Below are 25563 nucleotides of genomic sequence, written 5' to 3'. Positions count from 1 at the left end.
GATTCTGCAGTACATCATCGGCGATGGGCAGGCGCGGACGGAAGCCCCGGCCGCCATACGGTCAACGCATCCTGTCAAAATCGCTCCACGTTGCGCAGCAAGATCAGGCTACTTGGCCTTGGCCGCGCGCTTGGCCTCCTGCTTGGCGGCCCGAACGCGACCCAGTGTGTCGGCGTCGACCACATCCGCTACCGAACGCAACGACCCCTCCTCGCCATAGGGTCCAGCCGCCTCGCGCCATCCTGGCGGTTGAACCTCCATTTGCTTGCCGAGCAATGCCAAAAATATCTGAGCCTTCTGCTTGCCGAAGCCGGGAAGTCCCAGGAGCCGGTTGAGCAGCTCTTTGCCGTCGGCGGCGTCACTCCAGACGCGCTCGGGCCTGCCGTCGTAGTGCTCCACGAGGTAGGCGGCCAACTGCTGGACCCTGTCGGCCATCGACTTGGGGTAGCGGTGCACGGCCGGTTTCGCGGCCAGCAGCGCGGCGAACTCCTCGGGGTCGAGGGCCGCGATCTCCTCCGCGGTGAGGTCATGTCCGAGCCGTTCGGAGATGGTGAGAGGCCCCGTGAACGCCCATTCCATCGGGATCTGCTGATCGAGCAGCATGCCGACGAGCAGGGCAAGCGGACTTCGGCCGAGAAGATCGTCGGCCTCCGTCCGCTGGGCGAGCTGGATGCGCATGGGAACAGCTTCGCACGAATGCGGTTCCGAAGAAGCGAACACAAGCGTTGTAGAGGCTTGACACTCAGCCGAGAAAAGATGAAATGGGAGCGCACGTCGCCCTGCACCCATTCCTGGGGGGTTTGCCCCTGGGCCTCCAGAGGAATCTCACATCTATGCTCGCTCTGGCCACACGCTTCCTCAGGGAGCCGGTCAGTCTCAGGCTGGCCGAAGAGTTCCTGACCATACCCGTGGACACCATCGACCGTTGCGTAGCCGACGTCTGCGCCTGCGCGCAGCATCTCGGCATCTCCCCGACGCCCGATGTCATCGAACGCATCGCCCGCGAACATCTGCTGGCGATCGTCAACTCCGCACCACCGCCCCGGACTCCCCGATAACATCGGGGTCACCAGGCTGCGTTCTACGCACCGTTTCAGCCTGGAATGCGAGAGAGTGAGGGCGTGCGCCGACACCGACGAGATCCCCGGGAGAGCACCCCGCCAGACGATGTGTTCAAGGAGATGGTGCAGGCGGCTCGCGAGCTGCTGGCCGTGCGCAGCCCCCTTGACGCCGAGCTGATGGTCTCCGACATGATCGGAGCCTGGTGGGGCAGGCGCGTCCGGGGTGGTGACGTCGAACAGGTACTCGGCGAGGGCCTTGTCGACTACGCCGCCAAGGCCGGCACTCCGGCGTCGCTGACGCTGCTCATCTGCCTGGCCTATCTCGGCACGGCCCGCCAGGGCGCCAAGGCCGAGGGCGCGGCGCTGGCGATGATGGAGTCGGGCGTGGCCAGGCCCGGCTGGGCCGAGCGGGTCGGCGCGGTCAAGCCGACCGGCTGCTACGTCTCCCGCGACGCCTACGGCGACCAGGACACGGTGATCTGCACGTTCGGCTACCGCTGGAGCGACGGAGCCCGGGAGGAGCCGGCGGCCGGTGACGCGCCGCCGGTCGTCGAGCAGGAGCAGGACCGGCACGCGCTGGTCATGGTCGTCGATCACAACATGTCGGGCATGGCGCGTGACGCCTGGGTGTCCTCGCAGGTCGACACGCTGCTGGACAAGGCCCGCGCCGAGGCCGCCGGCAACGCGATGCTGCTGTTCGAGGAGATCGAGCCCCAGCAGGCCAGGGCGCTGCTGGAGTCGGCGATGAAGGCCACCAGGGAGCCGAAGACCCCGCCGCCGGTCAGCGACAGCTACAGCGCCTACCACGCCTTCGCCCGCGCCCGGCTCAAGGCCCTCCCGCCGGGCCGCAAGCGCCCCGCTCCCCTGCACATCGAGGCCCCCTACAGCCGCGAGCGGCGGGCGATGCTGGCCGCGGAGTTCCTCGCCTCCGACGCGGCCGAGCACCTGTCCGACCCGTCGGCGGCCTCGCGGTGCGCCGACCACATCATCGACTACGGCTGTGAGCAGGACTTCAACCGGCCGCTGCGGGTGAGCCCGACCAAGTGCGAGACGTTCCTGCTCGACTGGCTGCCACGCAAGGTGATGTTAAGCGTGGCCGAACAGGAGGCCATTCCGCACGTGCTGTCCGCGTGGGTACGCTTCGCCGCCCGCCGCACCGGCCTGCCGGAAAGAGGGCTCAAGGCCACGCTCGACGCGGTGTGGGAGGCGACCGGCAAGTTCCCGGAGGCGTACCGGGATCCGACCTCGTTCGGCCTGGACCGGCCGCTGCTGGAGCGGCTGCTGCCGGACGGCGACCTGTCGGCGCTGGCCAGACGGGCCTTCGCGTTCCCGTTCCTGCAGGGCGTGCACGGGGGTGTCGACCTCGACGCGCTCAACCCGGCCGACGAGGGCGACCGGCGCACGCTGCTGGAGATCGACCACGTCGGCGCCATCGACGAAGAGCACCTGGCCTGGCACGAGGAGATCGCCGCGCGGCTGTGGGACGGCGACCCGCCGCAGCTGTGGGAGGCGGCCCAGCGGCTGCTCGACCTCGGCCACGACCGCCACGACGTGCTGCACGTGCTCATCGAGATCGCCGAGCGCATCGGCGGCGACCCGGAGGAGCTCGCCTCCGCCCTCGACGACATCGCCGACATCCCCGACGAGATCTAGTTCCAGATCTGGTCCGGTGTCCGGCTCTGGCGCTGTCCGTCGCGCCGAGGTGACCGCAACCGCCATGATGGGAAGCATGGTGATCGACCTCAACGCTGATCTGGGCGAAGGCTTCGGCGTGTGGCGCCTGGGCGACGACCTGGCGCTGCTCGACATCGTCACGAGCGCGAACGTCGCCTGCGGATTCCACGCCGGCGACCCGGTGACGATCAGGCGCACCTGCGCGGCCGCCGTGGACCGCGGCGTGGCCATCGGGGCGCAGGTGTCCTACCGCGACCTGGCCCACTTCGGGCGCAGGGAGATGGACGTCGAGCCGGAGGAGCTCTGCGCCGAGGTGCTCTACCAGCTCGCGGCCGTCGACGGCATCGCGCGGGCGATGGGCGGCCGGGTCTCCTACGTCAAGCCGCACGGCGCGCTCTACAACCGCATCTGCCGCGACGAGGTCCAGGCGGCCGCGGTGATCGAGGCCGTGGCCGACTACGACACCTCGCTGCCGGTGCTCACGCTGCCCGGCTCGGTGGTGCACGGCGTGGCCGCCGCCGAGGGCGTGCCGACGATCGCCGAGGCGTTCGCCGACCGCGCCTACACGGCCGCCGGGGCGCTGGTCTCGCGGCGCGAGCCCGGGGCGGTGATCCACGACGTCGCCGCGGTCTCCGCCCGCGCCGTGCGGATGGCCGTCGAGGGTCAGGTGACCGCCGTGGACGGCAGCGCGGTGATGGTCTCCGCCCGGTCCATCTGCGTGCACGGCGACACGCCTGACGCGGTACGACTGGCGCAGGCCGTACGCGATGGGCTGCTCGAGGCGGGAGTGGTCCTGCAGGCCTTCGCATGATCCGGGTGGCCGGCGAAGCCGGGCTGCTCGTCGAGACCGGGTCGCTGACGGTGTCGCACCGGCTCGACGCGGCCCTGCGTGCCTCGCGGCCCGCGGGGGTGGTGGAGATCGTGCCGGGGCCCGAGACGGTGCTGGTGGTGGCGCCGGGGGCGGACCAGGGCCTGTTGCGGGCGCGGCTGGACGAGCTGCTCGGCGAGGTGCTCGGGTCGGGGTCGGCGAGCGAGGCTCCGCCCGGAGCCGGGCCGGAGGCCGTGGTCATTCCCGTCGTCTATGACGGGGAGGATCTCGATTCCGTGGCCGAGCTGGCCGGGATCGCGGTGGAGGACGTGATCGCGCGGCACACCCGGCGGGAGCTGGTGGTGGGCTGGCTGGGGTTCGCGCCGGGGTTCGCCTACCTGACCGGGCTGGATCCAGTGCTCCACCTGCCGCGGCTGGCGACGCCGCGCACGTCGGTGCCGGCCGGTTCGGTGGCGATCGCCGGTCCCTACTCCGCGATCTATCCCACCGCCTCCCCGGGTGGCTGGCGGCTGCTGGGCCGTACGCCGACGCGGATCTGGGACGTCGACGCCGACCCGCCGTCGCTGTTGCGGCCCGGCACCCGCGTACGGTTCGAGCCGGCATGATCGAGATTCTCGCGCCGGGTCCCTACGCGACCGTGCAGGACCTGGGCCGGCCCGGCTACGCGCACCTGGGCGTGCCCTGCTCCGGCGCGGCCGACGAGGCGAGCCTGCGGCTGGCGAACCGGCTCGTCGGCAACCCCAAGGAGGCGGCGGGGATCGAGCTGACGTACGGGCGGGCGCGGCTGGCCTTCCACGCGGGCGCCTGGGTCGCGGTCACGGGCGCGCCCTGCCCGCTGACCGTGCGGTCGGCTCTTCCCGTGGGCGCCGGGACGGGTGTGCCGTTCTGGGTTCCGGCCGGGGCCGAGGTGCGGTTCGGGGCGCCCACGTGGGGGTTGCGGACCTACCTGGCCGTGCGGGGCGGGATCGCCGTGGAGCCGGTGCTCGGCAGCCGGTCCACGGACTCGCTCTCCGGGCTCGGCCCGGCGCCGCTGCGCCAGGGGAGCATGCTCCCGGTGGGTGACTCGGGGAGCCTGGTGGAGATCTCGGTGGATCTGGCGCCCGCCGGGCAGCCGCCGCCCGCCGTCCTGCGGATCGTGCCGGGGCCGCGCGACGACTGGTTCGCGCCGGGCGCACTGGCCGAGCTCTGCGCGGAGCCCTACAAGGTGAGCCAGGACAGCAACCGCGTGGGGGTACGCCTGCGCGGCCGGGAGCCGGCCCGGGCGCGGGAGGGTGAGCTGCCCAGCGAGGGCATGGTGACGGGGGCGGTGCAGGTGCCGCCGAGCGGGCAGCCGATCATCTTCCTCGCCGACCACCCGCCGACCGGCGGCTACCCGGTGATCGGGGTGGTGCGGGCGGCGGACCTGCCGATCGCCGCGCAGCTCCGGCCGGGTGATCGGGTGCGGTTCACAGTTCGACCTGGCCGGTGACGCACGTGACGATGGAGCCGCCCACCCAGACCGTCGGCTCCTGACCGTTCTCGGGGCCCTGTCCGGTGGTGACGTGGACGCGTCCGGCTCGGCCCAGCACGGTCCCCTGGCCGGCCACGTAGGGGGCGGTGACGCGGCCGGTGCGCAGCAGCCACTGGGCGACCGAGGCGTTCAGGCTGCCGGTCACCGGGTCCTCGGCCGTGGTGCCGTTGACCGGGAAGAACGCCCGCAGCTCGATCGCGAGCGGCGACCCCTGCGGATAGGGGCCCACCACGCCCAGGTCGATGTCGATCGGCCCGGGACGCAGCGCGAGCACGTCGTCCGCGCTCCGCAGCAGCACCGCCACCCAGCCGGGCCCGTTGTCGGCCCACTCCGCGTCGACGATCTCGTCCCGGCCGATGCCCAGCAGGCCGGCGATGCGCTCGACGAGCGGCTCGTCCACCGGCCCCGACCGCAGCAGCGGGGGCGCGGCGAACGCCAGCCCGCCGTCCGTCCTGCGCAGCGTCACCAGCCCGGCGCCGCACTCCTGCACGACCGACTCCGGCTCCTTCGGCACGCCTCCGGCCTCCAGCCAGGCGTGGCAGGTGCCCAGCGTCGGGTGCCCGGCGAAGGGCAGCTCGGTGGCCGGTGTGAAGATCCGTACCCGGTAGTCGGCGCCGGGCGTGGTGGGGGGCAGGACGAAGGTGGTTTCGGACAGGTTCGTCCAGTGGGCGAACCGCTGCATCTCCTCGATGCTCAGGCCCTCTCCGTCGAGGACCACCGCGAGGGGGTTGCCCTGGTAGGGCGTGGCAGTGAAGACGTCAACTTGCCGAAATGGGCGCAACATACGCTCAGTCTCTCAAAGCGGTCTTGGGGGTGGCGCGCATGCCGACGTACACGCACTCGGTGCCGTCGGTCAGGGTGGAGAAGACCACGGGCATGTAGTCCTCGCTGAAGGAGGGGCCCGCGCCGGAGGCGGCGAAGACCGTCTCCGTGACCGGCTCCAGGGTCATCTCCAGGGGCGGGGAGAGGTCCTTCATGCCGTCGACGAACTCGTACCGCATGTGCGCCCTGCCGTCGTCCTGCCGCGTGACGGTGATGACGACGCCCTCGCGCCGGTACGTGCCGAGCAGCGGCGCCAGGTCGATCGCGGGCGGCTCGGCGGCCGGCAGGAAGGGGGCGGGCATCCGCACTCCGGCGAGTTCGCCGAGCAGTTCCCGGAACAGGTCGGCGTACAACTGGCGGGCGCCGCCGCCGTTGGTCAGCAGGACGACGACCACGCCCGCGTGCGGGACGACGCGCAGATAGGCGTACTGGCCGATGGCGGCGCCGTCGTGGCCGTAGCCGGCGATGCCGTCCCAGTCGTACAGGGTCCAGCCCAGGCCCCAGCCGTCGGCGCTGACGGTCCACTTGTCGGGCACGTCCACCTCGCGGCGCTGCATGGCGGCGACGGCGTCAGCGGACAGCACGCCGTCGCCGCCGTTGAGGTGCATCTGGGCGAAGCGCACCATGTCGGCGGCGGAGCTGATGACCCGGCCGTAGGGGCCCGCCGAGCGGGGCATCAGGTCCCAGTCGGGCGCGGGCTCGGGGTCCTGTCCGGACTCGCCCAGGTGGCTCATCGCCGCGCGGAACCGCAGCGCCTCTTCGGGCAGCGTCATCGTGTGGTCGAGCCCGAGCGGGGTGCGGATCCGGTCCTTGAGCGCCTGGTCCCAGGTCTGGCCGGTCAGCACCTCGATGATGCGGCCCAGCACGTTGTATCCGAGGCTGCCGTACGAGATCGCGGTGCCGGGCGGGCAGTCCAGCGGCACGTTCCGGGCGGCCTGGACATAGCGCGCCAGGCAGTCGTCACCACGGCCGGCGTCGTAGGTGAAGTCGTTGGTCACACCGCCGGTGTGGGAGAGCAACTGGCGGGGCGTGATGGTCTTGGTGGCCTCGGGGTCGGGGGTGGCGAACTCCGGCAGCACATCCACCACCGGCGCGTCCAGGTCCAGCGCACCGGAGTCGGCCAGTTGCATCACCAGCGTGGCGGTGTAGACCTTGGCGATCGAGCCGGACAGGAACACCGAGTCGGTCGTCGCCTCCACACCGGTCCCCCGGTGCAGCACCCCGCTGGCCAGTTCGTGGATCTGACCGTCGACCAGCACGGCCAGCGACGCGCCCGGCACGTGGTGGGCGGCGCGCAGCTCGTCCAGCCGCGCCTGCCAGCGGTTCACGTTCGTCGACATCGGGGTTCTCCTCAGGTTTGCGCACATGGTGCCCTTGATGCGAACACTGTACGCATAGGGGTTCGCCGTACGCAACTTGGCCGGGCGGAAACGGTCCGGGCATAGTGTGGTTACGTCGGCTCGGTCCTGGTGACCTGGTGGTCTTGAGGGCCTGAGCCGGTGGAGCAGTCATGACTCAGGTGGCATCGCACGCTTCGAAGCGTTCCGCGAACCGGGCTCGTCCTTACCTGGACGGGTCCAGCTTCGTCGGGCGCAGGCACGAGCTGGCCGCGGCCAGGAGGGGACTGTCACAGGCCCGGTTGCTGACCTTGACCGGCACGGGCGGTGTCGGCAAGAGCCGGCTGGCGCTCAGGGTCGCGGATGTCCTGCGGGACACCTACAAGGACGGCGTGGAGGTCATCGAACTGGCCACCCTGGAGGCCGGCGACCTGCTGGAACCGATCGTCGCCCAAGCGCTGGGCCTGCGCGAGGCGGGACCCGACCCCATGACCGTGCTGATGGACTACCTGTCGGACAAGCGGATGCTGCTGGTCCTGGACAACTGCGAGCATCTGCTCGACGACTGCGCCCGTTTCGTGGCCCGGCTCCTGCACAGCGCGCCCAGGCTGCGGATCCTGGCGACCAGCAGGCAGACGCTGGGGGTGTACGGCGAGCAGGTGCTGCCGGTTCCGTCGCTGTCCGTGCCGGACCCCGGCCATCCTCTCCGCCGCATCGCCCGGCACGATTCGGTGCGCCTCTTCGTGGAGCGGGCGGCGAGCGTGTCGCCCGGTTTCTCCCTGGACACGAGGAACGCGGCCTGCGTGGCGCGGCTGGCCCGGCGCCTGGAGGGGATCCCGCTGGCGATCGAGCTGGCCGCCGTACAACTGCGCGCCCTGCCCTTGGAACAGCTCACGCGCGAGCTGGACGAGCGCTTCGAGGTGCTGTCGGCGGGGAGCCCGGCCGCCTCGCCCCGCCATCAGACGCTGCGCGCGACCATGGACTGGAGCTTCCGCCTGTGCTCACCGGCGGAGCAGCGGCTGTGGGCCCGGCTGTCGATGTTTCCCGGCGGGGTCGACCTGGACACCGCCGAGGCGGTGTGTTCCGGCGCGGGGATCGCCCCTGCCGAGGTGATCGATCTGGTGGCCGGGTTGGTGGACAAGTCGGTCCTGGTCGGCGAGCGGCGGGAGAGCGGGCTCAGGTACCGCATGCTGGAGAGCATCCGCGCGTACGGGTCCGAGCAGCTGGAGCCTGCCGAAGGGCGGGCACTGCGCCGACGTTATGTCGGCCACTACCGGGACCTGGTCGACCAGCACCGGATCGACGCGATGGTCCCCGACCAGCTCGAGCGGTACCTGCTCCTGCAACGAGAACTTCCCAACGTGCGCGTCGCGCTCGAGCTGTGCCTGGGTGACCCGGTCCTGGCTCTCGCGGGGCTCGAGACGGCCTCGGCGATGTGGTCCTTCTGGCTCCTCGCCGGCTCCCTCACCGAGGGCCGTTACTGGCTGGAGCGCGCTTTGAAGCCGATGCGGGCGGCGAGCGGCGCTCGGGCGACGGCGCTCTGGGTGGACAGCATGCTCGCCCTCCGGCAGGGCGACCTGGCGGAAGCCATGCCGAGACTTGCGGAATGTCATCGCATCGCACGACAGCCGGGGAACGAAGGTGTCCTGCCGTTCGCCATCCGGACCTCCGGGGTCGCGGCGTGCTCCACGGGGGATGCCCAGCGTGGCCTCGCGCTCTTGGAGGAGTCGCTCGCCCTCTTCCGGGCTGCCGGAGACGTCAACGGCGTCATGCTCAATCTGTACTACGCGGCCGCGTACGGTTCGATCGAGGATCCCGGCCGGGCCGCCGGATTCGCCGCGGAGGCGTTGGCGCTCTGCGAGGCACATCATGCGCAGGTGTCGCGCGGTTACGCCCAGCTCGCGCTCGGCATCGCCGTGTGGAATCTGGGCGACTACCAGCGGGCCGACACACTGGTGAGGGAGGCCGCCGAGTTCACCGGAGAGATCAATGACCGGTGGTGCCTGACGCAGTGCCTGGAGGTGCTGGCGTGGATCGCCGGTGCGCGCCAGCACCATGAAAAAGCCGCCCGGCTGCTGGGGGCGGCGCACTCGTTGTGGCAGGCGGTGGACGCCTCACCGAATCGGCTGTCGTACCACGCGAGATGGCACGAGCGCTGCGTGGACCAGGCCCGCGACACCTTGGGGGATCGAGTGTTCGCGGCGAGCTTCCGAGACGGGGCGAGTCTCGGCCTGGAACGCGTGCTCACCGGTGAGGTCGGTGGCTGACGTCGTCCGGCCTCGTGGGGAGTTCGAACCAGACGGTCTTTCCCTCAGGTGTGGATTCGCTGCCCCAGCAGCAGGCCAGCAGGTCGATCATGTACAGGCCGCGGCCTTGCTCGTCACCCGGCCGGGCGTGGTGGACGTGGAGCGGCGCGTTGCCCGCGTCCTCGACCTCGCCGCGCAGCAGGCCGTCAGTGACGGAGAGAGTCAGCCGGTACGGTCCTGGCGCATGGCGCAGCGCGTTGGTGACGATCTCGCTGACCAGCAGCTCGGCGACCTCGACCTGTTCGTCGAGGCCCCATGCGGCCAGCCGGGCACGGGTGAGACGTCGTACCCGCGGCACTGTGGACATACTTGGCGAAAGCCACCACGAGGCGAGCGGCTCGCCGGCCATCTGACCGGAGCCGGTGGCGAGCTCTCCCAGGCGCTGGACGCCGGCCTTGAGCCGGTCCCAGAGTGAGGTGTCGCCGTTCCAGGGCATGGCCGCGTCCCACGAGCCGGCCTGCTGGGTCACAGTCGCGTCCATGAGCGCGGATCCTGAGTGATGGTTCATGCCGCCCGTCCGTAGTAGTCGTGGTTGGCGGCGACGCAGCGCCCGTCGGGCAGGATCTCGCCGTTGTCCTCGAAGACCACTACGCCGTTGCACAGCAGGCCCCACCCCTGTTCCGGGTGGAAGGCCACCAGGCGGGCGGAATCATGGTCGAAGGCGTATGCGGACGGGCACCGGGGCTGGTGCTGGCACATGATCGTTCCTTTATGTCTTCGCCGGTATCACGGCGTTTCTTACTGACGGAACCATCATGCCCAGGCAAACGGCGGGTGTAGGACGGGATAAATGCCTATACGAACACCCACTTCTACCTACGTAGGTAGGTACAAGCAGCCTCCACCGCAGGTCAAGAGGGGCATGAGGTAAAGGGGCTCAGCGAACTCACCGGGCCGGGATGAGCTAGCCTGAAATTGTCATGGGGGCAATGACACGGCGGCATGCGGGGAACCTGCCAGCCGAATTGACGAGTTTCGTTGGTCGTCGGCATGAGCTGGCCGAGACCAAGCGTCTGCTTGCCGCTGGGCGGATGGTGACGCTGACCGGTGTCGGCGGAGTGGGCAAGACGCGGCTGGCGATGAGAGTCGCGGCGGAGATGTCACGGGCCTTCCCTGACGGGATGTGGCTGATCGACCTGGCTCCGCTCACGGCCGAAGAGCTGCTCACGGAGACGATCGCCGAAACGATCGGCTGCCACCACCCGGACGTGTCCGCTCTCTGCGAACACCTGTCGAACAAGCGGCTGCTCCTGGTCCTGGACAACTGCGAGCACCTGCTGACCGAGTGCGCCATCCTGGCCGGCAAGCTGCTCTCCGCGGCGCCCGAGCTGCGCATCCTCGCGACCAGCCGGCAATCGCTACAGGTGCCGAGCGAGCACCTGCTGGAGGTGCCGCCGTTGACGGTGCCCGGGGCGGACGAGGCGGTGCTCTCGGATGCCGAAGCGCGCTACGAGGCGGTGCGACTGTTCGCGGACCGGGTGGCGGCCGTCGTACCGGGGTTCACCGTCAACGAGGCCAACAGCGTGGCGGTGACGCAACTGTGCCGGCGGCTGGACGGGATCCCGCTGGCCATCGAGCTCGCGGCGGTGCGCATGCGGGCCTTGTCCGTGGAGCAGATCCTCGAGCGGCTGAACGACCGGTTCCAGCTGCTGTCGAAGGGACCCGTGGTCGCGGTGCCACGGCAGAGGACGCTGCAGACGCTGGTGGACTGGAGTCATCACCTGTGCTCGCCCGAGGAGCGGACACTGTGGGAACGGTTGTCGGTCTTCTCCGGCGGTTGCGATCTCGAATCGGCTGAAGAGGTGTGCTCGGGGGACGGGCTCGCCCGCGAAGACGTCCTCCACGTGCTGACCGAACTGGTCGACAAGTCGATCCTGCGGCGGAAGGCGCACGGCTCCGGGACGCGTTACGAGATGCTGGAGACGCTCCGCGAGTACGGATGGGAACGGATCGCCGGCCCCGAGCAGAAGACGGCGCTTCGGCTGCGGCATCGCGACTGGTGCCGCGACCTGGCCGCGCGGGCGGAGGCCGAGTGGTTCGGCGAGCATCAGATGGAGTGGCTCGTCCGGATCCGCCAGGAGCAGGCCAACGTACGGGCGGCACTGGAATTCTGCTTGAGCGAGCCGGGCCAGGCCTGGGCCGCCCTCGAGATCGCCGCCGCAATGTGGAGCCACCGGCTTTCGTGGAGCTCCCCCAGCGAGGGCCACCACTGGCTGGAGCGGGGGCTGGCGCAGGAGCCCGGGCCCAGCGCCGCGCGGGCCAAGGCCCTGTGGGTCGAGGCCTGGCTCGTCCTGCTGCAAGGCGACCCCCTGGCCGCGCAACCACTGTTGCGGGAGTCGCGCACGCTGGCCGAGCGGCTGGGTGATGAGGCTCAGCTCGCCGGCACGGTCCACATCACCGGCTTCGCCGCGCTGCTGGCCGGAGACTTCCCGCAAGCGTTCACCCTGCTGGAGGACGCCGTGATGCGTCGCCGCGCCCTCGGCCCCCCAGGCCAGGCGTGGGTCGCCCTCTTCCAGCTGAGCATCGCCGCCGTCCTCATGGGCGACGCCCGCTCAACGGCGCTCTGCCAGGAGGCCTTGGAGCTGTCCCGGCGGGTGAACGCGGACTGGTCCGTCTCCTACGCGTTGTGGGTCACGGCCCTGGACCGGTGGCGGCGGGGCGATCCCGACACCGCCCTCACCATGATGCGCGACGCGCTGAGACTCAAGCTGCGCTGCAACGACCATCTCGGCATCGCCCAATGCCTTGAGGGACTCGCCTGGATCATGGCCGATCAGCGGCAGGACAAACGCGCCGCCCAGTTGCTGGGCGCCGCGCAGACGGTCTGGCGCTCGATCGAGACGTCGCTGTCCGGACTCGGGCACCTGGCGGCTCTGCACAGCCGATGCGAGGCCCGGCTACGGGAGAGCCTCAGGGACGAAGCGTTCACCGAGGCCTTCACCTATGGCTCGGAGCTCACGCTCGACCAGGCCGTGGGCCATGCACTGGAGGAGAAGCCGTCGAGAGACACGGCGAGCCCCCAGCCCGAATCCGACGTCGCGTCCGTCCTGACCCGCAGGGAACGCCAGATCGCCGAACTCGTCGCACAAGGGCTGAGCAACAAGCAGATCGCGGAGACCCTGGTGATCGCCCAGCGCACCGCCGAAGGCCACGTCGAGAACATCCTGCGCAAGCTGAGTTTCACCTCCAGGTCGCAGGTCGCCAAAGCCTGGAGCTCGCGACAGCGGGCCGGCAGACAGTGATCCCGGGCCGAGCATCGCGGGCCCCCTCCGAACCGCTTGTCCGCATCCGTGGAGTGAGCAAGCGGTTCGGCGGCACCGCCGCGCTGGAGGGGGTGGATCTCGACATCCACCGCGGCGGCGTCCTCGGCCTGCTCGGACAGAACGGCGCCGGCAAGTCCACACTGATCAAGATCCTGGCCGGGATCTACCGCGCCGACGAGGGCGAGGTGGTGGTGGCCGGCCATCCGCTGGACAGCCAGGCCGCCTCCCACGGCATGTCCTTCATCCACCAGGACCTCGGCCTCGTCGAGTGGATGACCGTCGCCGAGAACATCGCCCTGGGCACCGGCTACAGCCGGCGTGGCGGTCTCATCTCCTGGCAACAGGTGCGCGACCGCTGCGCGGAAGCCCTCCGGCTCGTCGCGATCCACCTCGACCCCGATGAACGGATCTCCAACCTCACGCGCGCCGAGCGGTCACTCGTCGCCATCACCCGCGCGCTGGCCGCCGAGGCCGAGCTCATCGTGCTCGACGAGCCGACCGCGAGCCTGCCCGCACCCGACTGCGCCCGCCTGTTCGAGGTGCTGCGCGCGCTACGCGACCGGGGTCACGGCATCGTGTACGTGACCCACCGGCTCGACGAGGTGCGGGCGATCGCCGACCGGGTCGCGGTCCTGCGCAACGGGCGCCTCGTCAGCCAGGGGCCCCTCACCGGCGGCTATCGCACCCGCCTCGTGCGCGAGATCGTCGGGCACGAACCGACGCCCCACCAGCGCCCGCATCGCGACGCGGGACAGGTCGTGCTGAGCCTCGCCGGCGTGCGAACCGGGCAGGCCGGCCCGATCAGCCTCGACCTGCGGGCCGGCGAGGCGATCGGTCTGGTCGGTCTCACGGGCGCCGGTCACGCGGATCTCGGCCGCGCCCTGGCCGGCTCGCACCCCGTTCTCGCCGGCCGCGTCCTGCTTGACGGGCGTCCGTACCAGCCCAGGTCGGTGTCGGCGGCCGTCAGCGCGGGTGTCGGTCTGGTGACCAGCGACCGGCAGGAGGAAGGCATCGCCCCGGACCTCAGCGTCCGGGAGAACTTCCTGGCGAACGCCAAGGCGCACGGCCGGTCACCGCTGAGCTGGATCCGGCCGCACCGGGAGCGCGCCGAAGCGGCGGCGCTCGTCGCGTGCTTCGGCGTCCACCCCGCGGACACCGAGGCGCCGCTCGCCACCCTGTCGGGCGGAAACCAGCAGAAGGTCGTCCTCGGCCGCTGGCTCGGCACGGACCGTCGCCTCCTGATCCTCGAGGAGCCGACGGCCAGTGTCGACGTCGGCGCCAAACCCGAGATCTACCGGCTCCTCGACGACGCCGTGGCCGGTGGCCTGGCCCTCCTCCTCAGCTCCGCCGACTTCGAAGAGGTCGTGAACGTGTGTGATCGCGCCCTCGTCTTCGTCCGGGGGACGGTGACCGCCGAGCTGGCCGGTGACGCCCTCACGGTCACCGCGCTCACCCGGGCCGCGTCGGCCGCGCCCGCCGCCACCGGGACGACCCGCCGATGACCACGGAGCTCCCGCGCCGGCGACGGCCCACCGCCGGCCACCTCATCGGCAGCTACGGACTGCTCGCGTTGGCGGTCGTCCTGTTCATCGTGTTCGCGCTCGTCCTGCCGGACACCTTTCCCACGATGGCCAACCTGACGTCGATCCTGTCGACTCATTCGATCACCGCGATCCTGGCACTGGGCGCGATGATCCCCATCGTCACGGGAAAGTTCGACCTGTCCATCGGCTACGGCCTCGGGCTCTGGCACGTCCTGACCCTGCAACTCATCATCGCCGCCCGCTGGCCATGGCCCCTGGCCTGCCTCGGCGTGCTCATCGGCGGGGCGCTCACCGGCGTGATCAACGGTCTGCTCGTCGAGTTCGCGCGGATCGACTCGTTCATCGCCACCCTGGGCACCGGCAGCGTCATGTACGCCATCACGGGCTGGGTGACCAAGGGCGCCCGGATCGTTCCCGGCCCCGAAGGCCTGCCGGCGCAGTTCATCGGCATCTCCGACGCGAAGTTCCTGGGCCTGCCGGCTCCCGCGTTCTACGTCCTCGTCCTCGCCGCGGTGCTCTGGGTCGTGCTCGAACGCCTCCCCCTCGGCCGCTACCTCTACGTCATCGGCTCGAACCCGCGCGCCGCCGACCTGATCGGGATCCCGACCCGCCGGTACGTCGTCTACGCCTTCATGGGCTCCGGCCTCGTCACCGGCTCCGCGGGTGTCCTGCTCGCCGCGCAGCAGCAGATCGGCAATCCGAGCGTCGGGCTCGACTACCTGCTGCCGGCGTTCGTCGCCGCCCTGCTCGGCTCCACCGCGATCAGAGCCGGGCGGCCCAACCCGCTCGGCACCGTCGTCGCCGTCGCCATCCTCGCGATCGGCCTGTCGGGCATCAGCCAGTTGGGGGCGGACTTCTGGGTGACGCCGCTGTTCAACGGCATCACCCTGCTCATCGCGGTCGGACTGGTCGGCTACACGACCCGGCGCCGGCTGCGCACCGGGCCGGGCGCGCCGCGCCGCACGCCACCACCTCCGGCGGAGCAGACATCGGCCGAGTCAGCCGCCGCACCGGCCGGCCGCCCGCCACCGCCATGGACCGTCCCACCCGCCGAGTGAGGAGCCGAGCGTGAACCGCACCCGTAACCGCTTCTCGCGCACCGCGTCGGCGCTGGCGGTGGCCACCGTGCTCGTCGGCGGCTGCTCGCTCGGCTCGTCCAGCCCGGCTCCCGGCACCGCACGGCCGGCGAGCACCTGCCCCGGTGTCCTGACCGCGGCCAAGCAGGCCGTCGCGCGGGCCGAGGGAATCGACGCCTGGCAGGGCCCCACGAGCGGACCACGAGCGGTCCGGGGCAAGAGCATCGTGTTCGTGGCGGAGACCATGATCAATCCCGGCGTCGCGGGCACGGCCAAGGCGGTGGAGGAAGCCGGGAGGTCCATCGGCTGGAACGTCCGGGTGATCGACGGCCAGGGCACTCCCGCCGGGGCACGCACGGCCTTCGGCCAGGCCATCGCCCTGCGCCCGTCGGGGATCGTCATCGGCGGCTTCGACCCGAACTCCACCGCCGAGCAGGTCAGGCAGGCCAATGACGCGCAGATCCCGCTGATCGGGTGGCATGCGACGAGCCGGCCCGGGCCCAGCCAGAACCCGAGACTCTTCACCAACATCACCACCCGGGTGGAGGACGTCGCGCGGATCAGCGCGTACTGGATCATCGCCCAGTCGAACGGGAACGCCGGAGTCGTCATCTTCACCGACTCCTCGATCCCCTTCGCGGAGAACAAGTCACAACTGATCAAGAAGACCCTGCTGAGCTGCTCCGGCGTCAAGCTGCTCTCCTACCAGAACATCCCGCTTCCCGACACGGGCAGCCGCACGCCTCAGGCGGTCGCCGCGCTCGTGTCGCGCTTCGGTGATCGATGGACCTACTCGGCCGCCATCAACGACCTCTATTTCGCCGACGCGGCGCCGGCCCTGCGCGCCGCGGGCAAGGCGGGCGACGGGGCCCCCTTCTCGATCGGCGCGGGTGACGGCGACCCGTCGGCGTTCCAGCGCATCCGAAGCCGGCAGTTCCAGGCGGCGACCGTTCCCGAGCCGTTGAACGCGCAGGGCAGCCAGATCGTCGACGAGTTCAACCGCGCGTTCGCCGGCCGGCCCCCTAGCGGCTATGTCGCGCCCGTACATCTGACCACGACACAGAACATCGACGACACCACGTCGTGGGACCCCCAGGGCTTTCGCGCCGCCTACGAGCGGATCTGGAACGGCTGAGGCCCTATCAGCGGGTGAAGCCGATGTCCTGGTAGCGGAGGTCGTAGAAGCCGCGGGCCCCCACGTTGGCCAGCGTCGCCCGAGCCGCCACATTCTGCGGCCTCTGGTACAACGGCAGCACGTTGACCTCCTGCCAGATCAGCTTGTCCGCCACGTTCGTGTCCGCGTGGGCCTGCTTCAGGTCCAGGTTCTGGCTGGCTCTGTTCATCGCCGCGTCGATCTCGGGCGACCCTACGCGGCCGAAATTGGCGTTCCAGGTCTGCCCGTTCGGGGAATTCGCGTAGATCCCATAACTGCTCGAAACCGGAAAAGGCGTGCCAATGTACGCGAACGGGGTGATGTCAAAGTTCCCCGGAATGACGTACCTGGTGAAGAAGTCGTCGCTGGGCACGGCCTGAAGGGTGAGTTTGACGCCGATCTGCGTGAGCATGTTCTGGGCCAGCTCGCCCTCCGACTTGCTGATCTGCACACCCGACGGGACCACGAAGCGCAGGTCGAGGCTCTTGCCGTCCTTCTGGCGGACGCCGCCGGCCGCCACCCGCCAGCCCGCCGCGTCGAGCAGCCGCTTGGCCTGGGCGGGGTCGTAGGCGCCCAGGGGGCCGGCGTTGTCCTGGTAGCCCTCCTGGGTGTTCATGAAGAAGTGGTTGTTCAGCAGCGTGATCGGCCAGTCGAGGCCCTGCAGGTCGGACTGGGCGATCGCCTGGCGGTTGATGCCGAGCTGGATGGCCTGCCTGACCCGCTGGTCCTTCAGCAGTTCGCTGGAGCCGTTGAAGGTGAAGTGGCGGAAGTCGGGGCCCGCCGCCTGGCGTACGGCCGCGCCCGGGGTGGACTTGGCGCGCGCGTAGTCGGGCGCCGACGGGCCGACGTCGGTGATGTCGAGTTCGCCGTTGCTGAACGCGCCGACCAGCGAGTCCTGCTCGGAGGCGCGGTAGATGATCTGGTCGAGCTTGGCCCGGTCGCCCCACCAGCCGTCGTCGCGGACGATCGTGATCGTCTTGGCCGTCTGGTCGAAGCTCTTGAACTTGAACGGCCCGGCGGTCACCGGGATCTTGTTCAGCCAGGCGGTGTTGTAGGCCTCGGGCGTCCCGTTGGTGGAGGCCGGCAGCAGCGGGCCGAACAGCGACATCCAGTCGCCGAAGGGCCGGGAGAAGGTCACCACGACCGAGTAGTCGTCGCGGCCCCGCCGTACGTCGGAGATGTCCTGGTAGCCGGTCGACGAGACGATGTGGAAGGCGGGATTCGTCCCGTTGAGCGCCTTCCACTGGGCCTGGTAGTCGGCCCAGGTGATCGGCTTGCCGTCGGACCACTTGGCCTTGGGGTTGAGCGTGTAGGTGACGACCTGGTTCGGGTCGCGATCGGTGACCTCGGCGCCGAGCAGGTAGTTGGGGTCGGGGGTGATGTCCGCCTTCTCGTCGGACCTGAACGGCGCGGGCAGCAGCGCGTTGCTGACCAGCGCGGCCACCGCGAGGTTGCCGTCGACGTGGTTACGGTTCCACTGGGTGGGGAACTCGTTGATGCCCCAGCGCAGCGTGCCACCGTCCTTGACCTTGTCACGCGGCTGCGGGTTGACGTCGTACGCCTTGAAGCCCATGTCGTCTCCCCGCAAGCCACCCGCGGCGCCGCCGCCGTGGCTCCCGGGCCCGCCGCCGCAGCCCGCCAGGCACAGCGAACCGGCCAGGGCGGCGGCCGCGATCAGCCGTGATGCTTTCATCGAGCGAATCCTCCCGCTTAAGTGACTTCGAGCTTTTCGGCGTAGTGACAGGCCGCGCCCTGGTCCCGATCGAGCAGCCGCACCGAAGGCTCGACGGTCACGCACAAGACGCGTTCGTCGTCGGTCAGCGCGGCTTTGAACTTCGGGCATCGGGTACGGAAGCGGCAGCCCGACGGGGGGTCGGCCGGGCTGGGGAGATCGCCTTCGAGCAGGATCCGCCGGCGTGAGCGCTCGCGGACCGGGTCGGGCAGCGGGATCGCCGAGAGCAGCGCCTGCGTGTAGGGGTGCGCGGGGGCGCCGTAGACGGCGTCGACCTGCCCGATCTCGGCGATCCTGCCGAGGTACATGACGGCCACCCGGTCGGCGATGTAGCGCACCACGGCCAGGTCGTGCGCGACGAACAGGTAGGACAGCCCGAGCTCGGTCTTCAGCGCGTCGAGCAGGTTGATCACACCGGCCTGGATCGACACGTCGAGCGCGGAGACCGGCTCGTCGAGCGCCAGGAGCCTGGGTTCGAGCGCGAGCGCGCGGGCGATGCCGATGCGCTGCCGCTGCCCGCCGGAGAAGTCCTGGGGGTAGCGGGCCGCGTGGGAGGCGTCGAGCCCGACCAGGTCGAGCAGCTCGGCCACCCGCAGGCCCGGATTGCCCCTGCCGTGGGCGCGCAGCGGCTCGGCCAGGATGTCGTAGACGGTCATGCGCGGGTCGAGGGAGGCGAGCGGGTCCTGGAAGACCACCTGCATGTCGCGTCTGATCGCCATCCGGTCCGCGCCGCCGAGCCGCGCGGTGTCGTGCCCGAGCACGACGATGCGGCCTTCCTGCGGCTCGGTCAGCTCCAGGATCTCCATCAGCGTCGTGGTCTTGCCGCAGCCCGACTCGCCGACGAGCCCGAGCGTCTCGCCCTCGCGTACGTCGAAGCTGACGCCCGCCACCGCCTGGACGGTGCCGACCCGGCGCTTGAACACCGACCCCCGCAGCAACGGATACTGCTTGACCAGCCCGTCGACCTCCAGCACCGCCTGCCGGTCCAGGCGCGGCCGTAGCTCGCCGAGATGGACGGGGACCGCGTGCTTGGCCGCGCTGCGCGGGCGTACCTCTTCCCAGCGGATGCACGCGGCCCGGTGCGCCGGCCCGACGTCGAACAGCGGCGGCTCGGCCGCGTCGCAGGCGTCGACCCGCATCGGGCAGCGCGGTGCGAACGGGCAGCCCGGCGGCAGCGCCGCGGGCGACGGCGGCGCGCCCTCGATGGGCACGAGCGGCTGCCGCCCGTCCCGGTCGACGCGCGGGATCGAGCTGAGCAGCCCCACGGTGTAGGGCATGCGCGGCCCGTAGTAGATGTCGTCCACGTCGCCCACCTCGACCGGCCGGCCCGCGTACATCACCAGCACCCGGTCGGCGAACCCGGCCACCACCCCGAGATCGTGCGTGATCATGACGATCGCGGCGCCCGTCTCCCGCTGCGCCTTCTTCAGCACTTCGAGCACCTGCGCCTGGATGGTGACGTCGAGCGCGGTGGTGGGCTCGTCGCAGATGATCACGTCGGGGTCGTTGGCGATGGCCATCGCGATCACCGCGCGCTGCCGCATGCCGCCGGAGAACTCGTGCGGGAAGGCCAGGGCCCGCTCCGCCGGGTTGGGGATGCCGACCAGGTCGAGCAGGTCGACCGCTTTGACCGCGGCCTGCTCCTTGGTCACCTTCTGGTGGATGCGCACGGCCTCGGCGATCTGGTCGCCCACCCGGTAGACGGGGGTGAGCGCGGACAGCGGGTCCTGGAAGACCATCGACATGGTCTTGCCGCGGAAGGCGGTCAGCTCCCGCTGGCGGGCGCCGATCAGCTCCCTGCCGTGCAGCCGCACCGAGCCGGTGACCTTGGCGCCCGGCGGCAGCAGGCCCATGACCGCGGCCGAGGTGACGGACTTGCCGGAGCCCGACTCGCCGACGATGCCGAGCACCTCGCCCTGGCCTACCGAATAGCCGACACCGCGTACGGCGAGCACGTCGCCGAAGGAGACGTTGAGGTCGGTGACCTCCAGGACGGGGGTCACCGCGGCCTCTGGGAGGCGGGGTCGAACGCGTCACGCAGCGCGTCGCCGATGAGGTTGACCGCGAGCACGGTGATCACCAGTAGCCCGGCGACGAACCAGAACGTCCACGGCGCGTAGATGGCGGTCCTGGAGCCGTCCGCGATGAGCGTGCCGAAGGAGACGTCGGGTGGCTGGATGCCGAAGCCGAAGTAGGACAGGGAGGTCTCGGTGAGGATGGCCGCGCTGACGTTGAGGGTGGCGTCGACGATCAGCAGCGACGACAGGTTGGGGATGATGTGCCGGAAGATGATGCGCACCGGCGAGACGCCCATGAAGCGGGCGGCCTGGATGAACTCCCGCTGCTTCAGCGAGATCGTCATCCCTCTGACGATCTTCGAGGTGACCATCCAGAGGAACAGCGCCAGCATGATCACGAACAGCACCCACTGTCCCGCCCCGAACAGCGGCGACATGACGGCCAGGACCAGGAACGCAGGCAGCACCAGGAGCAGGTCGGTGCCCCAGGTGAGCACCCGGTCGGGCCAGCCGGGGAAGTAGCCGGCGAACGCCCCCACGACGGCGGCCAGCGCGGTGGACACGAGCGCCGCCAGCAGCCCGACGACCAGCGACTTGCGCATGCCGCGCAGCGTCACCGCGTAGACGTCGGCGCCGGTCTGCAGCGTGCCGAACCAGTGCTCGGCCGACGGCGGGCTGAGGAAGGCCGTGAAGTCCTTGTCGGTGTAGGACCACAGGCTGAAGCCCGGCCCGGCGAAGGCCAGCAGGAACAGCAGCACGAGCACGGCGAAGCCGATCCGCCCCTGCGCGGACTGGAAGAACCGCCAGGCGACCACCCGCAGCCGTGAGGGCACCCTGTGAGCGGTGAGCAGCGTCATCCGGCCCTCACCCGCGGGTCGAGGGCGGCGTGCAGCAGGTCGGCCGCCAGCGACGCGCACAGCACCGCGATGGCGGCGATGCAGGCGATGGCCGCCACGGTGTTGACGTCATTGGTGAAGATGGAGTTGATCAGTTGTTCGCCCAGCCCGTGCCAGCCGAAGATCTTCTCGGTGAACGTCGCGCCGGTCAGCAGCGCGCCGAACGTGAACGCGAAGTAGGTCGCGACGGGGATCAGCGCGGTGCGCAGGGCGTGGCGGATGAGCGCCTGGCTCCTGCTCAGCCCCTTGGCCATGGCGGTGCGGACGAAGTCGGCGCCGAGCACGTCGAGCATGGTGTTGCGCTGGTAGCGGCTGAAGATCGCGATGAGCCCGAGCGACAGCGAGATCGTCGGCAGGATCAGGTGTTTCAGCCGGTCCGCCACCGACCCCCAGAAACCGGTGTCGAGCCCGTCACTGTATTCGCCGCTGACCAGGAAGAGCCGGTGGCCGAGCCGCTCGTTGACCGCGGTGCCGAGCAGGATCAGCACGTTGGCCAGCACGACCACGGGCATCGCGAGCACCAGGAACGACAGCCCGGTCGACAGCCGGTCGAACCACCCGTACTGCTTGACCGCGGCGGCGGCCCCCACGACCACCCCGAGCAGGCTGCCGCAGATGACCCCGAGCAGCACCAGCCGGAAGGTGACGCCCATGCGCCGCTTGAGGTCCTCGTTGACCGGCGAGCCGGTCACCGTACGGCCGAAGTCGCCCTGCACCACGCCGCCCGCCCACGTCGCGTAGCGCTGGAGCAGCGGCGTGCGGTCGTTGAGATTGAGCTCGGTGAGCTGCGCGTCGACGACGGCCGGCGGCGGCTTGGGCGTCCGGTCTGCGTAGTTGGAGCGCGGATCGAGGGCGCTCGCCGCGAGCATGTAGGCGAGGCTGGCTGCGACGGCGACTAGCACCAGATAGTTGAGCAGCCTGCGGGCCAGGAACCCCGCCATCGCCCTCCCCTTCGGCGCGCACGATGTGTAGTCATATTGCTACACCATGCGAGCATCGGGGCGCACGGAACTGCCAAACTGGAGTCTGGTTAACGTCCGGAAAGTTCGTCTACGGCCATGCGGACATCGTCGCTGGTGATAGTCGTCAGCTCGGCCGAGCTGGCCGAGCCGCCGCCACCCGCCAGCGCGGCGAGTCGTACGTCGCGGCGCATGGCCGCGCGCTCGAACAGCGACCTGGCGAAGCGCCCGTTGCCCAGCCCGTCGATGAGCCGCTCGTCGCAGACCCAGGCGAAGACCTCGTCGAGGTCGCGCAGCGCGGCCTCGTCGAAGCGGTCGCCCGATTTGTCGGCCAGCAGCACGGCGATCTCGGACAGCTCCCCCGCGGAGTAGCTGGGGAAGGCGACCCGCTGACTGAACCGGCTGGCCAGGCCGGGGTTGGTGGACAGGAACGTGTCCATCTCGCGCTGGTAGCCGGCCAGCACGACGACGAGCCGGTCGCGGTCGTCCTCGGCCCGTTTGAGCAGCGTCTGCACGGCCTCGGCGCCGAACGCGTCGCCACCGGAGTAGCCGGTGTTGACCAGGCTGTAGGCCTCGTCGATGAACAGCACGCCACCCAGCGCCCGGTCGACCAGCTCGTTGGTCTTGATCGCCGTCGCGCCGAGGTGCTGGCCGACCAGGTCGGCTCGCTGGGCCTCGACCACGTCGGGCCTGGCCAGCAGGCCGAGCGCGGCGAAGATGCGGCCGATGACCCTGGCCACCGTGGTCTTGCCGGTGCCCGGCGGGCCGGCGAACACGAAGTGGCGCATCTGCGGCGGCGTGGGCAGCCCGCGCTCCTGCCGCATCCGGGCGACCTGGAGCTGGGCGGCGATGGCGTGCACCTGCCGCTTGACCGGCGCGAGCCCGGCCATCCTGTCGAGGTCGGCCAGCGCCTCCTCGATCGTGGGGGTGTCCTCGTAGCCGCGGAAGCGGGCGGTCAGCTCGTCGAACGCCTTGGTCACGTCGGCGGTCGTGGTGGTCACCAGGTCCTCGGTGGTCGGTGTGCCGCCCGCGCCCACGACGCGTACGTCACGGGCCGTCGCCGCGGCCTCGATGAGGCTGCGGACGAACCGGGCGTTGCCCAGCTCGTCGACGAGCCCGCGCCGCTGGACGTCCTCGAACAGGCCGAGCAGCGCGGCGCGCGCGTCGGGCGCCATCGTGTCGCCCCGGTGCCGCTGGAGCACCTCGGTGATCTCCGACAGCTCGCCGGGCGAGTAGCTCGGGAAGCGCACCCGGGTGGCGAACCTGCTGGCCAGGCCGGGGTTGGTGGACAGGAACGAGGTCATCTCCTGCTCGTATCCGGCCAGGATGATGATCAACCGGTCGCGGTCGTCCTCGGCCCGTTTGAGCAGCGTCTGCACGGCCTCGGCGCCGAACCTGTCGGGCTGGCCGTCGGAGGAGTTGATCAGGCCGTACGCCTCGTCGATGAACAGCACGCCGCCCAGCGCCCGGTCGACCAGCTCGTTGGTCTTGATCGCCGTCGCGCCGAGGAACTCGCCGACCAGGTCGGCCCGCTGCGCCTCGACCACGTAGGGGGTGTCGAGCAGGCCGAACGCGTAGAAGATCTTCGCCACCGTGCGGGCCACGCTGGTCTTGCCCGTGCCGGGCGGGCCGAGGAAGACGAAGTGCCTGGTCGGGCGGCCGGCCTTGTAGCCGGCCTCGGCCCGCAGCCGGGACGCCTCGATGGAGGCGGCGATCGAGCGGACCTGCTCCTTGACCGGGACGAGCCCGATCATGTTCTCCAGCTCGGCCAGCGCGTCCTCGACCGAGATGTCGGGCAGCCCGCCGGCCTTCTCGGCGGGCGGCTCCGGCCTGCCCTCGCGGGCCCTGACCCGGACCTGCTCCTCGGCGCTCAGCGCGCCCTTGGCCCGGCGGGCGGCGATGAAGCGGTGGACGAGGACCGCGGCGGCGGCGGCGTAGGCGACCCAGAGCGCCACGGCGCCGGAGACCGGCGAGACGGCCGCGGCCAGCGCCCCGGCGGGGACGAGCGCCATCAGCACGGTCAGCCACGGCGTCACCCAGCGGATCAGGTGCGCGGCGGCGGCGACGGGCACCGCCAGCAGCATCAGCAGCGTGGGGGCCATCGAGGGCGGCGGGAAGAGCGCGTAGAACACCGGCAGCAGCGCGCACCAGCCCGCGAGCACCAGCACGGTCGCGGCGGCGCGCGGGAAGCGCAGCGTCAGCGCGAGGAACGCGAGCACCAGCAGGGTGATGAGGAAGGTCTTGAAGAGGTCCCAGCCGAGCGCGGCGGCCACGCCGACGGTGGCGATGAGCACCACCACGTGCATCACCCGGCGCACCGCCGGGGGAAGCTGGAAATAGCGCAGCCGCACCTGTTCAAACAGATCCCGCGCCGCGGTCCGCCCTGCGGCTTGGGCCCTGCCGGACTCACGCATCACGCCTCCCCGGTCCGCCCCTGGTTATACCGCACCAGACCGACGATTGGGCGGACCTGACACGCTAGGTAGCGATGACGAACTCCGCGATGTGGCGGCCGAGTTCGCCGCCCGCGTCCTCCTGGAGGAAGTGACCGGCGCCGGTGATCACCGGATGGGAGCGTCCCGCGGCGCCCGCCATCGACTTGATCAGGATCGGCGCCATACCTCCAGTTATCGGATCTCCGTCGGAGAAAGCCACCAGAAAAGGGCGATCCAGCGTGGTGAGGACCTGCCAGGCGGCGCGGTTGGCGGGCGCGGCGGGGTCGTCGGGCGTGATCGGGACGAGCCCCGGCATGGCCTTCGCGGCGACCTTGTACGACTCGTCGGGGAAGGGGGCGTCATAGGCGGCGCGCACCGCCGGGGAGAGTTCGCTCTTGCAACCCGCCTGAACGAATCTGGCGATATCCAACGCGGGAGCATTCATCACCGCATCTTTAAAGCGATGCCACACTTCGGGCATGGGAATGTCACCGGTCGGCAAGCCCGTGTTGGCCGCGACGATCGCGGCGACGCGCTCCGGGTGCTCGGCGGCGATCCGCAGCCCGATCAGGCCGCCCCAGTCCTGCCCGACCATGGTGACGCCGGTCAGCCCGAGCGCGTCGAACAGCAGCGCGCGCGTCCACTCGACGTGCCTGGCGTAGGTGTGGTCGGCCCGTTCGGCCGGCTTGTCGGAGCGGCCGAACCCCACCAGGTCGACGGCGATGGCCCGCAGCCCGGCCGCCGCCAGCTCGCGCATGACGTGGCGATAGAGGAAGGACCAGGTCGGCTCGCCGTGCAGCAGCACCACCGGCGCCCCGTCGGCGCGGCCCGCCTCGACGTAGGCCATGCGCAGGCCGTCCGCCACTTCGGCGTAGCGCGGCTCGTAGGGGAAGTCGGGCAGGTCGGCGAAACGCTCTTCGGGGGTACGGAGAGTCCGCATAGAACGAT

Annotated in this window: 21 protein-coding genes; 10 read left to right on the top strand and 11 right to left on the bottom strand. The window is 70.7% G+C overall.

The annotated features are described in order from the left end of the window. Positions 1-108 precede the first annotated feature (108 nt). A complete protein-coding gene (locus AB0F17_RS16665; protein WP_358022959.1) occupies positions 109-678 on the bottom strand; it encodes an HhH-GPD-type base excision DNA repair protein in 570 nt (189 codons plus the stop codon). A 155-nt stretch (positions 679-833) separates the two neighbouring features. On the opposite strand from AB0F17_RS16665, the gene AB0F17_RS16660 reads away from it, so the two are divergent. From AB0F17_RS16660 to AB0F17_RS16640, 5 genes are all read left to right on the top strand, one after another. Next, positions 834-1058, top strand: a complete 225-nt coding sequence (locus AB0F17_RS16660) for a hypothetical protein (RefSeq protein ID WP_214635673.1) — start codon at positions 834-836, stop codon at positions 1056-1058. A gap of 123 nt (positions 1059-1181) precedes the next feature. Further along, on the top strand, positions 1182-2714 hold the full coding sequence (locus AB0F17_RS16655; RefSeq protein WP_358023853.1) for a hypothetical protein: 1533 nt from the start codon (positions 1182-1184) through the stop codon (positions 2712-2714). A 76-nt stretch (positions 2715-2790) separates the two neighbouring features. Next, on the top strand, positions 2791-3546 hold the full coding sequence (locus AB0F17_RS16650) for a 5-oxoprolinase subunit PxpA (protein ID WP_358022956.1): 756 nt from the start codon (positions 2791-2793) through the stop codon (positions 3544-3546). Next, a complete protein-coding gene (locus AB0F17_RS16645) occupies positions 3543-4169 on the top strand; it encodes an allophanate hydrolase subunit 1 (protein WP_358022953.1) in 627 nt (208 codons plus the stop codon). Before AB0F17_RS16650 ends, AB0F17_RS16645 begins: the two co-directional genes overlap by 4 nt. Beyond that, positions 4166-5032 carry a biotin-dependent carboxyltransferase family protein gene (locus AB0F17_RS16640; RefSeq protein WP_358022950.1) on the top strand — a complete coding sequence of 289 codons (867 nt, stop codon included), beginning with the start codon at positions 4166-4168 and terminating at the stop codon, positions 5030-5032. Before AB0F17_RS16645 ends, AB0F17_RS16640 begins: the two co-directional genes overlap by 4 nt. Here AB0F17_RS16640 and AB0F17_RS16635 read toward each other — a convergent pair. Both AB0F17_RS16635 and AB0F17_RS16630 read right to left on the bottom strand, forming a co-directional pair. Then, the gene (locus tag AB0F17_RS16635) at positions 5010-5858 is read right to left on the bottom strand and encodes a PhzF family phenazine biosynthesis protein (protein WP_358022947.1); all 849 of its coding nucleotides are present in this window, start codon (positions 5856-5858) and stop codon (positions 5010-5012) included. The genes AB0F17_RS16640 and AB0F17_RS16635 overlap by 23 nt on opposite strands. Positions 5859-5862: 4 nt before the next feature. Further along, positions 5863-7236, bottom strand: coding sequence for a serine hydrolase domain-containing protein (locus tag AB0F17_RS16630; protein ID WP_358022944.1), 1374 nt, complete (start codon positions 7234-7236; stop codon positions 5863-5865). A 170-nt stretch (positions 7237-7406) separates the two neighbouring features. Here AB0F17_RS16630 and AB0F17_RS16625 point away from each other — a divergent pair, with 170 nt between their 5' ends. Further along, positions 7407-9500, top strand: a complete 2094-nt coding sequence (locus tag AB0F17_RS16625) for a LuxR family transcriptional regulator (protein ID WP_358022941.1) — start codon at positions 7407-7409, stop codon at positions 9498-9500. On the opposite strand, the gene AB0F17_RS16620 is transcribed toward AB0F17_RS16625, so the two are convergent. Both AB0F17_RS16620 and AB0F17_RS16615 read right to left on the bottom strand, forming a co-directional pair. Next, positions 9478-10020, bottom strand: a complete 543-nt coding sequence (locus AB0F17_RS16620; RefSeq protein WP_358022938.1) for an ATP-binding protein — start codon at positions 10018-10020, stop codon at positions 9478-9480. The genes AB0F17_RS16625 and AB0F17_RS16620 overlap by 23 nt on opposite strands. A gap of 23 nt (positions 10021-10043) precedes the next feature. After that, positions 10044-10238 carry a DUF5999 family protein gene (locus AB0F17_RS16615; RefSeq protein ID WP_214635665.1) on the bottom strand — a complete coding sequence of 65 codons (195 nt, stop codon included), beginning with the start codon at positions 10236-10238 and terminating at the stop codon, positions 10044-10046. A 266-nt stretch (positions 10239-10504) separates the two neighbouring features. On the opposite strand from AB0F17_RS16615, the gene AB0F17_RS16610 reads away from it, so the two are divergent. The 4 genes from AB0F17_RS16610 to AB0F17_RS16595 are packed head-to-tail and all read left to right on the top strand — an operon-like array spanning position 10505 to position 16557. After that, positions 10505-12781 carry a LuxR C-terminal-related transcriptional regulator gene (locus AB0F17_RS16610; protein ID WP_358022935.1) on the top strand — a complete coding sequence of 759 codons (2277 nt, stop codon included), beginning with the start codon at positions 10505-10507 and terminating at the stop codon, positions 12779-12781. 53 nt (positions 12782-12834) lie between these two features. Further along, positions 12835-14304 (top strand): sugar ABC transporter ATP-binding protein, encoded by a 1470-nt coding sequence (locus AB0F17_RS16605; protein ID WP_358022932.1) that lies wholly within the window; start codon positions 12835-12837, stop codon positions 14302-14304. After that, on the top strand, positions 14301-15404 hold the full coding sequence (locus AB0F17_RS16600; protein WP_358022929.1) for an ABC transporter permease: 1104 nt from the start codon (positions 14301-14303) through the stop codon (positions 15402-15404). Before AB0F17_RS16605 ends, AB0F17_RS16600 begins: the two co-directional genes overlap by 4 nt. A gap of 10 nt (positions 15405-15414) precedes the next feature. After that, a complete protein-coding gene (locus AB0F17_RS16595) occupies positions 15415-16557 on the top strand; it encodes a substrate-binding domain-containing protein (protein ID WP_358022926.1) in 1143 nt (380 codons plus the stop codon). Positions 16558-16564: 7 nt separating this feature from the next. Here the strand turns inward: AB0F17_RS16595 and AB0F17_RS16590 are convergent, their stop codons facing one another. The 6 genes from AB0F17_RS16590 to AB0F17_RS16565 all read right to left on the bottom strand — a co-directional run bounded on the left by AB0F17_RS16590 (position 16565) and on the right by AB0F17_RS16565 (position 25555). Then, complete coding sequence (locus AB0F17_RS16590; RefSeq protein WP_358022923.1) at positions 16565-18268, bottom strand: ABC transporter family substrate-binding protein; 1704 nt, start codon at positions 18266-18268, stop codon at positions 16565-16567. A 17-nt stretch (positions 18269-18285) separates the two neighbouring features. Further along, positions 18286-20310 (bottom strand): ABC transporter ATP-binding protein, encoded by a 2025-nt coding sequence (locus tag AB0F17_RS16585; protein WP_358022920.1) that lies wholly within the window; start codon positions 20308-20310, stop codon positions 18286-18288. Next, positions 20307-21182: an ABC transporter permease gene (locus AB0F17_RS16580; RefSeq protein WP_358022917.1), complete on the bottom strand. Its 876-nt coding sequence runs from the start codon at positions 21180-21182 to the stop codon at positions 20307-20309. The genes AB0F17_RS16585 and AB0F17_RS16580 overlap by 4 nt, the downstream gene beginning before the upstream one ends. Further along, positions 21179-22162, bottom strand: a complete 984-nt coding sequence (locus AB0F17_RS16575; protein ID WP_358022914.1) for an ABC transporter permease — start codon at positions 22160-22162, stop codon at positions 21179-21181. The genes AB0F17_RS16580 and AB0F17_RS16575 overlap by 4 nt, the downstream gene beginning before the upstream one ends. Positions 22163-22251: 89 nt before the next feature. Next, positions 22252-24594 carry an AAA family ATPase gene (locus AB0F17_RS16570; protein WP_358022911.1) on the bottom strand — a complete coding sequence of 781 codons (2343 nt, stop codon included), beginning with the start codon at positions 24592-24594 and terminating at the stop codon, positions 22252-22254. Positions 24595-24658: 64 nt separating this feature from the next. Beyond that, complete coding sequence (locus AB0F17_RS16565) at positions 24659-25555, bottom strand: haloalkane dehalogenase (protein WP_358022909.1); 897 nt, start codon at positions 25553-25555, stop codon at positions 24659-24661. Positions 25556-25563 lie beyond the last annotated feature (8 nt).

It is taken from the genome of Nonomuraea sp. NPDC026600 (assembly GCF_040638335.1).
Taxonomy (GTDB): domain Bacteria; phylum Actinomycetota; class Actinomycetes; order Streptosporangiales; family Streptosporangiaceae; genus Nonomuraea.
Note: the sequence above shows the minus strand (reverse complement) of the source record. Positions and strands in the feature narration are given on the sequence as shown.